A 14,437-nucleotide genomic window follows, 5' to 3' on the forward strand; every position below is an offset into this window, starting at 1 on the left:
TTTTTTTATGTCTGCCGCGTTAAGTTTTCTGCCATTTTTATAACCTCGCCCACAGAAAAAAAGCTTTATTCCCTTAGAATCATTGAATCCAAAAAATTGAAACAATGTTTTGATTATTGAGGTTTAAATGAATGCTGGTCTTTTTGCATATACCGCCATATTGGTCGCGGCACTTAGCTGCACAACAGCTCAGTCAAGCCCTGTGACATACCAAAAAGTGGCTATTACTGAAAATAACTTGCCGGTGTTTTATCCTCAGCTTAAACAGCAAATGACCTACCAAAGCTCATGGTTGGCAGGAAAATATACTGACTTTGCTCTGTGGAAAAGTGATACCAAAAAAATCCTCAGACAAGCATTGCTCACTCCCGACTCAACAATCGGATTCTTTGCAGAAAAAATAGATCAGCAAGACCGTGGCAGCTATGTTGCTGAAAAAATTGTATTCAATATCACGGATGAAAGCCGGGTTCAGGGGTTGTTATTAACGCCAAAGAGTAAGGGGCTGCATCCGGCAATTGTCTTACTGCATGACCATGGCTCCAAGTTCGATATTGGCAAAGAGAAAATGATTCGTCCATGGGGGGATAGTGCGCAGCTCGCCTCCGCGCAGGCATGGTCGGATAAATTCTTCAGCGGTAAGTTTATTGGTGATGAATTAGCAAAGCGTGGCTATGTGGTGCTTGCCATTGATGCTATTGGCTGGGGTGATAGAGGCCCCATAAGTTATGAGCAGCAACAAGCTTTAGCCAGTAATTTCTTTAATCTTGGTCGCTCATTAGCGGGAACCATGGCTTATGAGGATATGCGAACTGTTGATTTTCTGGCGACAATGCCGTCGGTTAACCCGCAACGCATTGGTGCTCTTGGTTTTTCGATGGGGGCCTACCGTGCTTGGCAATTGGCGGCATTGTCAGATAAGGTGGCTGCGACGGCTGCTATATCCTGGTTTGGTAACTATCAAGGCCTGATGACACCGGGTAATAATGTGCTGCGTGGGCAATCTGCTTTTTACATGCTGCATCCTGGCATCGCCAATAAGTTAGATTTCCCAGATGTTGCCAGTTTAGCCGCCCCAAAGCCGATGCTACTTTTTAATGGCGGTAAAGATAAGTTATTTCCGCCGGATGCCGTGCAGCAGGCATATAACAAAGTGCATGCTATTTGGCGTTCGCAGCATGCTGAATCGCGATTAGTGACCCGCAATTGGCCCACATTGGGGCATGTCTTTTATCAAGAACAGCAAGATGTGGTTTTCCCATGGCTGGATCGTTGGTTAAAACCGTAAAAAAAGGCCCCTCGGGGCCTTTTATATAGTGAAGGCTATTAGTGCGAACTGCTTTGAGAAATGCCCAAGCCGGTTTGTGAACGTATAAACTGGGCTTTGAAGCGCAAGCGCTCTTGCTGACCTTCTGCTGAGTTATCAGTAATGGAGAAGAACCAGATCCCGACGAAGGCCACTATCATTGAGAATAATGCTGGATATTCATATGGATAGATTGGTTTTGCATGACCCAAAATTGTCACCCAGATAGTGGGGCCTAAAATCATCAGAATGACTGCGGTGAGTAGCCCCAGCCAGCCGCCAATCATTGCGCCGCGAGTGGTCAGTTTTTCCCAATACATCGAGATGAGAATAATGGGGAAGTTACAACTGGCTGCGATGGAGAATGCTAAGCCCACCATGAAGGCAATATTCTGTTTTTCAAACAAAATACCTAAGCCGATGGCAACAAATCCTAAAATGACGACGGTAATTTTTGAGACTCTTAGCTCATCGCGTTCGTGGGCTTTGCCTTTCTTAATCACACTCGCATAAAGGTCATGTGAAACCGCAGAAGCTCCGGCGAGGGTTAGGCCCGCGACCACTGCTAAGATAGTTGCAAAGGCCACCGCGGAGATAAAGCCTAAGAAGAAGCTGCCACCCACCGCATTTGACAGATGAACGGCTGCCATATTGTTGCCGCCGAGTAATGCGCCAGCCGCATCTTTAAAGGCCGGATTTGGCCCGACCAATAGGATTGCGCCAAAACCAATAATGAAGGTCAATATGTAGAAGTAGCCGATAAAGCCAGTTGCATAGAACACACTCTTACGGGCTTCTTTGGCATCACTGACAGTGAAGAAGCGCATCAGAATATGGGGTAAACCGGCGGTACCAAACATTAATGCCAGACCTAGAGACAAGGCGGATATTGGGTCAGATACCAATCCCCCCGGGCTCATGATTGAGAGGCCTTTAGGATGAACTTTGACGGCTTCGCTGAATAATGTGTTGAAGTTAAAATTAACTGACTTCATGACCATGATAGCCATGAAAGATGCACCGGCCAGCAATAAGACCGCTTTGATTATCTGTACCCATGTGGTGGCCAACATGCCACCAAACAGGACATATAGCACCATCAAGATACCGACCAGCACCACCGCCACGTGATAGTTCAAACCAAAGAGCAGTTCAATCAATTTACCTGCGCCGACCATTTGTGCAATCAGATACAAGGCCACAACAACTAATGAGCCACAGGCTGATAAAGTTCGAATAGGTCTTTGTTTTAACCGGTAAGATGCCACATCGGCAAAAGTATAGCGGCCCAAGTTACGCAGACGTTCAGCAATTAAGAATAGAATGATTGGCCAGCCAATTAAAAAGCCGATGGAGTAAATCAAACCATCATAACCAGAGGTATAGACCAATGCGGAAATACCGAGGAATGAGGCGGCAGACATAAAGTCACCGGCAATCGCCAAACCATTTTGAAAGCCAGTTATACGCCCGCCTGCGGTGTAATAATCGCCACGCGAACGGGTACGTTTAGAGGCCCAGTAAGTGATATAAAGTGTTGCGCCGACAAACAGCACGAACATCACAATCGCCTGAATGTTTAGCGGTTGGCGATGAACTTCACCGGTAATTGCTTCTGCCTGTGACAGCGCAGGCAGAGCCAATAAGGAAAGTGCGGACCAATGGCGAGTCTTCATTGCTTCACCTCACGAAGAATTTCTGCCGTCAGACGGTCAAACTCGCCATTAGCACGAATAACATAAATACCTGTAAGAACAAAAGAAATAACAATCAAGCCCACACCAACGGGAATGCCGCGAGTAATGCTGGAGCCTGGGTATAGCGGGGTGCCTAGCCATTGTGGTTCGAAAGCGATAAGGAAAATGAAACTGACATACAGCGCTAAGGTAATCAGCGACAGTAGCCAGGCAAAGCGACCACGCTTTTGCACCAACTCTTTGAAACGCGGGTTATTTTCAATCTCTTGATAAATGCTGTCATTCATCAGAGTCTCTCCTTTGAGGCATTAAATAAGGTGCCGCCGATCGGCGGCATAATTTACGACGGTGCTTGGATTGATTGTTTTTCTTCCAGTAATTTATCGACGACACCTGGATCGGCGAGCGTTGAGGTATCTCCTAAGTTACTGGTATCGCCAGCGGCAATTTTGCGCAGGATCCGGCGCATGATTTTGCCCGAACGCGTTTTGGGCAGTGAATCGGTCCAGTGCAGAATATCCGGTGTTGCGATTGGGCCAATTTCTTTACGCACCCAGTTGCGCACCTCGGTATACAGTTCTGGCGTTGGCTCTTCGCCATGATTTAATGTGATATAGGCATAAATAGCCTGCCCTTTGATATTGTGCGGCACCCCAACAACAGCGGCTTCGGCAATTTTCGGATGTGATACCAGCGCTGATTCTATTTCTGCGGTGCCCAAACGATGGCCTGAAACGTTCAACACATCATCAACTCGGCCAGTTATCCAGTAGTAGCCATCTTCGTCACGGCGTGCGCCATCACCACTGAAATACATGCCTTTAAACGTAGAGAAGTAAGTTTGTTCAAAGCGGTCATGGTCGCCAAACAGGGTTCTGGCCTGACCTGGCCACGAATCAGTGATGACCAGATTCCCCTCAGCAGCCCCTTCTTGCGGGTTACCTAGGTTATCTACCAGTGCGGGTTGCACACCAAAGAATGGGCGAGTCGCAGAACCTGCTTTTAACTCGGTCGCGCCGGGGAGTGGGGTTATCATGAAACCGCCGGTCTCGGTCTGCCACCAAGTATCGACAATCGGGCATTTACTATTACCGATTTTGTTGTAATACCATTCCCATGCTTCTGGGTTGATGGGCTCTCCGACCGATCCCATGATGCGCAGCGAAGTCCGTTTGGTGCCGGCGATGGCTTTATCACCCTCGGCCATTAAGGCTCGGATTGCTGTTGGGGCGGTGTATAAAATATTGACCTGATGTTTATCAATGACCTGGCCTAAACGATTGACTCCCGGATAGTTAGGCACACCTTCAAACATCAGTGTTATTGCACCGCAGGCCAGTGGGCCATACAGCAAATAGCTATGCCCAGTCACCCAGCCCACATCCGCAGTACACCAGTAGATATCACCTGGATGGTAATCAAATACGTATTTAAAGGTCAGTGCGGCATACACCAAATAACCGCCAGTGGTGTGTAACACGCCCTTTGGTTTACCGGTGGAGCCAGAGGTATAAAGGATGAATAGTGGATCTTCAGCATTCATTTCTTCGGGTGGGCAGTCGGCAGACGTATCTTTAACCAGGTCATGCCACCACAAATCTCGCCCGTCTTTCCAGTAACTGGCATTGCCGGTGCGTTGGAATACCACCACATTTTTGATGCTGGTAATGGCCGGATTCTTTAGTGCTTCATCGACATTTTTTTTCAGTGGAATTGCGCGACCAGCACGGATGCCTTCATCGGCAGTAATGACCAGTTTTGAGTTAGAGTCAATAATACGGCCGGCGACGGCATCAGGTGAGAAACCACCAAAAATCACGGAGTGAACAGCACCAATGCGTGCACAAGCCAGCATGGCAACCGCGGCTTCTGGCACCATCGGCATATAAATAGCGACCACATCACCTTTCTTGATGCCCAGCTTTTTCAAGACATTGGCAAACTGACATACATCATGATGAAGCTGTTTGTAGGTCACTTTTTTGGACTGATTAGGGTCATCACCTTCCCAGATAATCGCGGTTTGGTTACCACGCTCTGCCAGATGGCGGTCAAGGCAGTTGGCTGCCAGATTCAGTGTGCCATCCTCAAACCAGCGAATACTGACATGGCCGGGATCGAAAGACGTGTTCTTCACCGTTTTGTACGGCTTCATCCAATCAATAATCTTGCCATGTTCACCCCAGAATTCATCTGGGTTCTGCACCGATTGTTGATAGTATTGCTGGTATTGTTCTGGGTTTATCAGGGCATGTTCTGCAATTGCAGTTGGAATAGGGTGCTTATGTATTTGGCTCATAATCGTTCTCCTTGAGATTGTTAATAATATGTCAATCAAAAGTTAATTATAGTGTGAGAGGATGTTTTGTTTCTTTTTTGGGCGGCAGATCACGCATAAAAGATGTTGATTTATAGACTTACTTAATGGGCTGAGTGGTGAATCGATATCTTAAGGATAGAAGAGGTGCCATTTGACTACGCAATAAAGGAAAGGAAATGTGGTTGTCAGCTCATTTTCAGTATAAAAAGGGGATATTGGTAGCCTGGCGGGGCAGAGATATTAACGTAGCGTGATTAATTTTTTGAAGTATTAATTGTTAACCGAAAAGTAAATTATTAATTTACAACTACGAAGTAAATATTATTTTAATATCTCGCTGCAATTAAAAACTCCTATATATTCGAGCTTGAAATATGCACTTATAAATAAAAACCCTAAAGAATAAATATGCATTATAATATTTTTTATTTTGTCCTGCTCATGCTCTTTTTCAGAGTAAAAATAGTCTGTATATTAAGAATATTCTTGCAGCACGAGAGTTATCCTAAATCAAATTTAACAAAATATAAACATAATACATTAAGGAAGAGAACAAAATTACGGTTTATGCAGTAATTTAATTTAGCTCATTTTTTCTACAGTGTGGCCTAGTTATTATTTGGCATTGGTGAGTTTTACTTTTTTAATAACAAATATTTACAGATTATGCATGATTATTCTGGCTGATATCATGCGCTGCTACAATGTAGGCTTAGTGTAAACAAGGCTTGCAGAGGGGTGCCCAGAAATGATACTGATTTATACCGTGGACGGCTGGCGGGAGGCTGAACCATAAGTTCTATCAACTATAGCCCCGTATTTAATGATTAAGTATTCTATTTGAGATGCTTGGTAGCTTGCATTTTATGGGATGCTCTGAGGGATTTTTAGGGTATGAAAAGTGTAAAAATAAGTTTGGCCTGGCAAATACTCATTGCACTGGTATTGGGTATTTTGGTTGGTGCAATTCTGCATAACCAAATTGAATCAAGAGAGTGGTTGGTTAGTAATATTTTAAGTCCAGCGGGCGATATTTTTATCCGCTTAATTAAAATGATTGTGGTACCCATTGTTATTTCAACCTTGATTGTAGGTATTGCCGGTGTTGGTGATGCGAAAAAACTTGGGCGAATTGGTCTAAAAACCATCATCTATTTCGAAGTTATCACGACCATTGCCATTATTGTCGGGATCACCTTGGCGAATGTATTCCAGCCAGGGCAAGGTATTGATATGTCGGCGTTGACCGTGGTCGATATTTCTCAGTATGAAAAAACCACTGAACAAGTTCAAAGTGGTAGCCACAGTCTGGTCAGCACTATCTTATCGCTGATCCCTGCCAACGTCTTTGCCTCTATGGCAAAAGGCGATATGTTGCCCATTATTTTCTTCTCAGTGTTGTTTGGTTTAGGGCTGTCTTCATTGCCAAAAGAAACCAAAGAACCACTGTTGAATGTATTTAAAGCAGTATCTGAAAGCATGTTCAAAGTCACACACATGATTATGCGCTATGCGCCTATCGGGGTATTTGGCTTAATTTCAGTGACTGTTGCCAACTTTGGTTTCGCTTCACTGATTCCTCTTGCCAAGTTGGTTGTGCTAGTTTACGCCGCTATTTTCTTCTTTGCCTTGGTGATATTAGGTACCGTAGCCAGGTTGTGTAAGCTGCGTATTTGGATATTAATTCGAATTCTGAAGGATGAGTTAATTCTGGCCTATTCCACTGCCAGCTCAGAAACTGTCTTACCACGAATTATCGAAAAAATGGAAGCTTATGGCGCGCCAAAAGCCATTACCAGTTTTGTGGTACCGACCGGTTATTCATTTAACTTGGATGGCTCTACATTATATCAAAGTATTGCGGCTATATTTATTGCCCAACTCTACGGTATTGAACTGTCCATTGGGCAGGAAATCATTCTGGTTCTAACCTTGATGGTCACTTCGAAAGGTATTGCCGGCGTTCCGGGCGTCTCTTTTGTTGTTTTGCTGGCGACATTAGGCAGTGTCGGTATTCCATTAGAAGGGTTGGCCTTTATTGCGGGGGTTGACCGTATTCTGGATATGGCGCGTACCGCACTGAATGTCGTGGGAAATGCATTAGCTGTGCTGGTTATTGCCAAGTGGGAGCACCAGTTTGACCATAAGAAAGCCAAGGCTTATGAGAAAACGTTGTTTGCCCCGAAACAGACCCCGGTTCAAAGCTAGCCAGTAAGCTATTTATTAGTCAAAATAACCCTTGTTAACGTGATGCTAACAAGGGTTTTTTATTGTCCATTCAACAAAAATAAGCATACAGACCACTTGCTGGCATTAATCATTTAAACCTAAGCGATATGACCAACGAATCAGTTCTGCGACTTTGTGTACATCCAGCTTTTTCATCATATTGAGCCGGTGGGTCTCAACAGTTTTTTGGCTGATAGAGAGCTGAGTCGCGATAATGCGATTGCAGGAACCCTCGGTGATCAGTTTTAATATTTGCCGCTCGCGTGGTGTCAGCACGGGTTGATGAATCTCATTGCCTTGAGCCGGCTTACTCAATAAGGCGCTATTAAGCGCGGGATCAATATAGCGCTTACCTGCTGATACAGTTTGAATTGCGGCCATTAAAATCTGTTGTGGGCTTTTCTTCAGAACATACCCTAGCGCACCATTATTTAATGTCCTATTGGCGTAATGCTCCTCATGACGAGCTGTTAATGCCAATATCTTCATGGTTGGCCAGCGGCGAAGCAGTTGAATAATGACATCAAGGCCATCCATACCGGGTAATCCTAAATCAATAATGACGATGTCGGGCTCGGTTTGGCGACATAAGTTATACACTTCTAACCCATTCTCTGCTTGACCGACTATTTGATAGCGAGGGTAAGCCACAAGCATATTTTTAATACCGTTAATAATCAGCTCATGGTCGTCAACAATTAATAATTTTGTATTCATATAGTTATTTTCTTTACCTGATGATTTAAATGGCGTTGCGTGGGCTCCATGGCTGAAATAGCCAGTGGATCATCTCGTCGAGGCGAGTGATATCTTGTTGTGTGATGATTTTCTTAGCTTCTATGGCTATTTCCAGTTGGATAACAGCATCTTGTAATTCGATTAGCCCTGCCTGGCCAGCACAACCCTTTAGTGTATGAAGATGGTCTGATAATGTGGGGATGTGAGTCAGAGAGTCTCTTGCTTGTTGCAGTAGTTCTTGTAGTGATCTTGATAATGTCAGACGAAGTGAACTGTCGGTCAGGTTCAATAATGGTCTGGATGTGGTTATTTGAGGGATGAGATTAATCCCACGTTCGATCTGAAATTGAGCCGTTAAATCAAGCACGATGGCCAGTTGACTAAACGTTACAGGTTTAGAAATATAATGATTCATCCCTGCCTGATAAGCTCTTATTTTTTCGTCAGGGTTAGTATTCGCGCTAAGTGCCGTTATCATGCAGCGGTTATCTAAATTCATTACATCATTGCGCCAATATTGCGTTGTGGTAAGGCCATCCATGCCAGGCATGCGGATATCCATCAGCACCAGATCAAAACATTGGCTCTGCCCGATACGCAGCGCCATTTCTCCACTCTCTGCCAGCGTAACCTCATGCCCCAGTTGTTTAAGCATCATGCCAGTAATATCACGATTAGTTTCTGCATCGTCGACCAGCAATATACTCATATACCAAGGTTGTAGCGGAAGATTATGTTGTCTCTCCGAATAATCTGAGGCGGCGTACTCCTTATTGCCCAAATACTGTTTGACCTTGGTATATAAACGTCCCGGTAAATAGCATAATTCTTTATCAGCTAAGAATTCCTGTGGCGGATTTACCGATTTATTATTTATTGGTTGGCAGGTTATACCCCAAGCAGATAATTGTGCCTGTAATGATGGAGGTGATGAACAAAACTCACCCTTAAAAGGTATAACAGGAGTGACTCCATTAAACGGCAGAATTAATGAAAAACGGCTCCCCGAGTTTGGTTTACTGTAAAGTGTTATGTGTCCCCCCATCATCTTTGCCAGATTATCTGCAATAGTTAGCCCGAGCCCCGTTCCTTGCCCGTGGTCATAAGTCTGAATAAAGGGACGAAATATTTTCTGTTGGTGCTGTAAATCAATGCCACAGCCAGTATCCTCAACGGCAAAACAGAGTTGCTGACCTTTGCGTTCAACGGTCAGACTAATGTGACCTTGCTGCGTAAATTTAACCGCGTTACCCAATAAATTAACCAGAATTTGCTTTATGCGTTGGCTATCCAATTCAAGTTCTAGCGGCACGTCTGAACTAACGTAAGTAGAAAGAACAATTGATTTACTCAAAACCTGACTATGAATAGTTAACATCGCCTGATCGAGCAAAGGCAAAAGTGCAATTTTTTCTTGAGAGAGAGTTAATTGGCCGGATTCAATACGTGAGAAGTCCAAAAGATTGTTGATGATTGCCAGTAATGAATATGAGCATTGGCGAGCGGTCTCCGCTAACCGGTATTGCTCCGTTGTTAGGGGCGTATTTTGTAATAACTCCACCGCACCTAAAGCCCCATTTAAAGGGGTGCGGATTTCATGACTTATTGTGGTCAGATGGGTGCTTTTACGCTGGTTGGCTTGTTCTGCTGTTAATTTTGATTTCGCCAATGCCATCGTACGTTCTTGTACTTTCATTTCTAATGTATCGTATTGCTTATTCAAGGTATCCAGCAAACTATTGTAAGCACGAGCAATATGGCCTAATTCATCCATACGTTTAATCGGTAATCTTGGCTCCATTGCTTGTGGCCCGGTGGCCCCAATAATATTGACAAAATTCCATAAAGGGATAGCCAGGTAATATCGCAGTAATAAAGAAAGCGCCAGGGTAAGCAATAATAAAATAGCCAGTGCAAAGGGGAGTTGATGTAATGCGGGTTTTGCTGCCTCCCAGGCAAAACCTATTCGCGGGTAAATAACTAATTGTTGCCAACCTGGGCCTTTGAGTTGAGTTCTTAGTACTAAATAATCAGGAGTTTGCTGCCAACCATCGTGCAAGTGGATACCTTTTAGTTGGCGAATAATGTCATGTAACTGATTTGACGGTATATTCTGTTGAAAAAGAGGTAATAACTTACCATCCTTATCCAGCCATAAATTAATATCTCTCTTCTCAACCGATTGATTGTCATTCACTAATTCATTTAGTTTTAATGAAAATCCCGCTAATGACCCCATTTGGTCACAGGCGGCAACGGAGATATGCCAACCATTTTTTGCCGTATACGTCGGCATACCCCAAAAAATATTATCATGAGTGGGGAACACGGGAAGTAAAAGTAGCTCTTTGCGCCGCTGCTTCAAGTAATTGTTGGAGACTGCCTGCGGTTTGAATATGGTAATTCCATTGCTTCGTTTAATTGTAAAACTATCAAGATAATAGGTTTGGCCTGAAGAACTATAAGCCTGATTTACCTGAAAATCATGTTTAGATTGGGGCGAATTACATGTTATCGAGTTAACGAGAGTATTATTTTTTGCATCTTCATTTTTGAGCAGTATGGGAAGTTCCCAGTTCATTTGATAATGAGATTGGCGGTCTATCAGTGCAAGAGCATCCCGTTCTGCACCCTCGAATTGGTAATTGCTTAAGTCTGAACGTAATGATGCTATGTGCGTGAGTTCATTCACTAATCGTTGACGTGTATCTTCATATGAAAAGAATGCCGTCATGACAATTGAAATTAGCCAAATAGCCGTTAAGGTCATACCAAGTAATAGTGTCAATCGAGTGACGAGAGATGATGATTTTTTCATAAAGTCACCTGACTGTTTTTTTTAGTACGCCACAATAAAAATTTGATATCAAGAATTACACTGATTTCATTACGGCTCGTTATAGATTCATTTAATTATGAATAATGAGTAAATCAGGTTTTTACCTTATAACAAGAATTTAAGTTTTGGGGATAATTAAACCGGGGTATTGTTGGAGTGATAGTTAATGTTAGAAATATTGAAAATGCAGCCTTTAATCAAAGATATTCATTTATCAGATACTAATGTTATGTGCTTTACGTTAAGCCAGATTCCCGCTCAAGCGATTGATTATGGCCACTCTCTTTGTATTAGTGTTGTTTTTACTGACAAAAAAATGATATCTCACTCACTGATTCACTATATTTCTCTCATGCTGGTGGCTCTTGAGGATATGCAGGATTTTGCATTACAGCTTAGAGGAGACTATTGGTGGCTTTGGCATCAATATACTCTCGATGAAAGAAAGAACACCGATAATGAGTGGCAAGAATTATCCATAATATTTGAGAGGATTTATGCTGTTATCCAAATATTCAACTCATTGGTAGCCACGATGAATACATCTAAAACACACCTTTTAAGCCAGCATAAAATAGATGTCAGCAGGATTGTTCCATGAAAGAAATGGCTGGTTTAATATTATTGCTATTCGTATCCCAGGCGACGGGTAAAGCTATTCCTTGGCAAGGCGAACCTTTCTTCATTTATAGTCGCGGGATGACAGTCGCTAATTTATTGAATGATATTGGCGTGAACTATGGTATTCCCGTGACTGTTAGTCCAGAAATAAATGAAAAATTCAGTGGTAAGATCCAAGATAAAACACCAGATCAAATACTGTCTGAACTGGCGGGGCTATACAATATTACCTGGTACTATGACGGGGATATCCTTTATTTCTATAAAAATCAATCAATCAAAAGAGAGTTTATATCCCCTGAAGGACTGTCGACAGGAACCTTAATAAAATATCTAAAACAAAGTGGGGTGCCTGAGGGGAAAAATTGTGCAGTACAGGCGATTGCTCGCCTTAATGCAATTGAAGTGACGGGTGTGCCTATTTGTATTGAACGAGTGACTTCACTGACTAGAATGCTTGCTTCGCAGGCGCGTAAACAAAGCCAAAATAAAGAAATAGTGAAAGTTTTCCAGTTAAAGTATGCTTCTGCCGCCGACTCGACTTACCAGTATCGAGATCAAGAAGTTAAATTACCGGGCCTGGTCAGTGTTCTGCGTGAAATGAGTGCAGGTAACCATTTACCTTTGGCGGGAGAAAAAGATCAAGGGGATGCTCCTGCCAGTATGCCACTTTTTTCAGCAGACCCACGGCAAAATGCGGTTATTATCCGTGACCGCCAAGCTAATATGCCAATGTATCGTAGTTTGATTACCCAACTGGATTTGCGACCTGTTCAAATAGAAATTTCGGTGACGATTATTGATGTTGATGCTGGGGATATCAGTCAGCTTGGCATTGATTGGTCAGCATCTACATCCATTGGTGGCGCGGGGATTTCATTTAATAGTGGGACAACGCCAAATAATACCAGTGGATTATCTACAGTGATTGGTGATACCGGGAACTTTATGGTTCGCCTCAACGCGCTACAGAAGAACTCACGCGCTAGAGTTTTATCTCGCCCTTCCGTGGTTACCTTAAATAATATTCAAGCAGTATTGGATAAGAATGTGACATTTTATACTAAGTTACAAGGTGATAAGGTGGCGAAACTTGAATCAATAACATCAGGCTCATTATTGCGCGTAACACCAAGAATGATTGATTCTGATGGCACAAAAGAAGTTCTCCTGAACTTGAATATTCAAGATGGTCAGCAGCAGGCACCTATCAGTAGCAGTGAACCTTTGCCTGAAATACAGAATTCAGATATTTCTACCCAGGCGACATTACGAGTTGGGCAAAGCTTACTTTTGGGCGGATTCATTCAAGACAAACAAATTGAATCACAAAATAAAATCCCCTTATTGGGGGATATCCCCTTACTCGGTGGATTATTCCGCAGCACTAATAAGCAATCTCACAGTGTTGTCAGGCTATTTCTAATCAAAGCCGTGCCAGTTAATACGGGGGCATGACATGACAGTAAAATTCAAGCTTCGCCTATTAAGCGGTGAACTGAATGGCCGCGAACTGACTTTACCTGAGGGAAAGTTTACCCTGGGAGAGTTGGGGTGTGATGTGTTGTTGCCATTACCTCGGGGGCAAATATTGACCTTGGTCATCAGCAAAACACAAATAATGCTACAGACACCAGATGCTGTTTGGGTAAATGGATTGCGGCATGATGCACAGCACCCGGTTCCTTTACGGCAATTAATTGAAACCACAGGTTTAGTATTAGTCCTTGGCGAAGAAATTGATGTTTTAAGTGGGATGCAAATGATCCGCCGATCAGGACCACGTTTATTACTATGGCTCTCTGTGGTGACATTTATATTATTAGCGCTGCTATTGGGATTTATATTCTGGTTTACACAACAATCTAATCGATTATTTTCTAGCCTCCCGCCGACGGTTCCAATGCAATTATCAAAACAGCTGGACAGTCCCCCTTTAGAGGGAATAAATGCAGATTGGTTAGCGGATGGCAGTGTCGCATTGAGTGGTTACTGTGAATCATCTTCTGCAGTTATTCGGTTGCAAAATTTTTTGGTTTCGCACCATGTTGTATTCCGTAATCAACTCGTTTGCAATGACCGGCTCATTGCCAGTGTAAATGAGGTATTACATCAATATGGCTATCAAGATATTGAGGTTTATGCCGGTAAAGAAAAAGGAAATGTCATACTCCATGGTGCTATTGAGATGGGGGATAAATGGCGAAATGTTCAGGAAGTATTAGCAACCGTCGCGGGATTAAGAAGTTGGACGGTTATTAATTCCCATGATGGGCAAATTTCACACTTAGTGGAGAGTTTAAAAAAACTGGGGTTATTAGGTTATCTGAGCATGACACAAAGTCATAAAGAGATTGTTATTAGCGGTGTATTATCGCCCGAGCAACAACAACATCTTAGACAAATGCTGGCAATACGCGGCGAACAGCCTGATGCATTTCCAGTGAGATACCAGAATATCCCAGCCGCCGATCAAAGCACTCAACTTCTCCCCGCTGCGATTGTCAGCTATGGCGGAAATAATTATTCAAGGTTTGTGCAATTGGCTAATGGGGTTCGTTTACAGCAAGGGGCGGTGTTGGATAATGGGTATAAAGTTATTTTGATTGGGGAGCAGGGTATCTCCTTATTAAAGTCGAATAACTTAGTACAAATACCGCTGGACTTTTAAGTATAGGAAATAAATT

The 14,437-nt window shown here is 43.2% G+C and carries 10 protein-coding genes; 5 read left to right on the plus strand and 5 right to left on the minus strand.

Features of this window, described 5'->3' with window-relative positions; translation table 11 throughout:
- Positions 1-127: 127 nt before the first annotated feature.
- Positions 128-1,288 (plus strand): dienelactone hydrolase family protein, encoded by a 1,161-nt coding sequence (locus tag D5F51_RS01665; RefSeq protein ID WP_087769218.1) that lies wholly within the window; start codon positions 128-130, stop codon positions 1,286-1,288.
- Positions 1,289-1,326: 38 nt separating this feature from the next.
- Here the strand turns inward: D5F51_RS01665 and actP are convergent, their stop codons facing one another.
- Genes actP through acs form a run of 3 tightly spaced genes read right to left on the minus strand, consistent with a single transcriptional unit; the run spans position 1,327 to position 5,302 of the window.
- A complete protein-coding gene (actP, locus tag D5F51_RS01670) occupies positions 1,327-2,982 on the minus strand; it encodes a cation/acetate symporter ActP (protein WP_129195421.1) in 1,656 nt (551 codons plus the stop codon).
- Complete coding sequence (locus D5F51_RS01675) at positions 2,979-3,290, minus strand: DUF485 domain-containing protein (protein WP_129195422.1); 312 nt, start codon at positions 3,288-3,290, stop codon at positions 2,979-2,981. The genes actP and D5F51_RS01675 overlap by 4 nt, the downstream gene beginning before the upstream one ends.
- A gap of 53 nt (positions 3,291-3,343) precedes the next feature.
- A complete protein-coding gene (gene acs, locus D5F51_RS01680) occupies positions 3,344-5,302 on the minus strand; it encodes an acetate--CoA ligase (protein WP_129195423.1) in 1,959 nt (652 codons plus the stop codon).
- Between the two features lie 915 nt (positions 5,303-6,217).
- On the opposite strand from acs, the gene gltP reads away from it, so the two are divergent.
- Positions 6,218-7,531 (plus strand): glutamate/aspartate:proton symporter GltP, encoded by a 1,314-nt coding sequence (gene gltP, locus D5F51_RS01685; protein WP_025379810.1) that lies wholly within the window; start codon positions 6,218-6,220, stop codon positions 7,529-7,531.
- Positions 7,532-7,636: 105 nt separating this feature from the next.
- On the opposite strand, the gene D5F51_RS01690 is transcribed toward gltP, so the two are convergent.
- Together D5F51_RS01690 and D5F51_RS01695 are read right to left on the minus strand one after the other, a co-directional pair.
- Positions 7,637-8,269, minus strand: a complete 633-nt coding sequence (locus D5F51_RS01690) for a two component system response regulator (protein WP_129195424.1) — start codon at positions 8,267-8,269, stop codon at positions 7,637-7,639.
- A gap of 25 nt (positions 8,270-8,294) precedes the next feature.
- Entirely contained in the window at positions 8,295-11,108 is a 2,814-nt protein-coding gene (locus tag D5F51_RS01695) for a two component system sensor kinase (RefSeq protein WP_129195425.1), read from the minus strand.
- A gap of 187 nt (positions 11,109-11,295) precedes the next feature.
- On the opposite strand from D5F51_RS01695, the gene D5F51_RS01700 reads away from it, so the two are divergent.
- From D5F51_RS01700 to sctD, 3 genes are read left to right on the plus strand one after another with little or no spacing between them, the layout of a single operon-like run.
- Positions 11,296-11,730, plus strand: a complete 435-nt coding sequence (locus D5F51_RS01700) for a hypothetical protein (protein WP_129195426.1) — start codon at positions 11,296-11,298, stop codon at positions 11,728-11,730.
- On the plus strand, positions 11,727-13,208 hold the full coding sequence (locus tag D5F51_RS01705; protein WP_129195427.1) for an EscC/YscC/HrcC family type III secretion system outer membrane ring protein: 1,482 nt from the start codon (positions 11,727-11,729) through the stop codon (positions 13,206-13,208). The genes D5F51_RS01700 and D5F51_RS01705 overlap by 4 nt, the downstream gene beginning before the upstream one ends.
- Before the next feature lies 1 nt (position 13,209).
- Positions 13,210-14,421 carry a type III secretion system inner membrane ring subunit SctD gene (gene sctD, locus D5F51_RS01710; protein ID WP_129195428.1) on the plus strand — a complete coding sequence of 404 codons (1,212 nt, stop codon included), beginning with the start codon at positions 13,210-13,212 and terminating at the stop codon, positions 14,419-14,421.
- The last annotated feature ends 16 nt before the right edge of the window (positions 14,422-14,437 follow it).

The sequence above is a fragment of the Yersinia hibernica genome, assembly GCF_004124235.1.
Taxonomy (GTDB): domain Bacteria; phylum Pseudomonadota; class Gammaproteobacteria; order Enterobacterales; family Enterobacteriaceae; genus Yersinia; species Yersinia hibernica.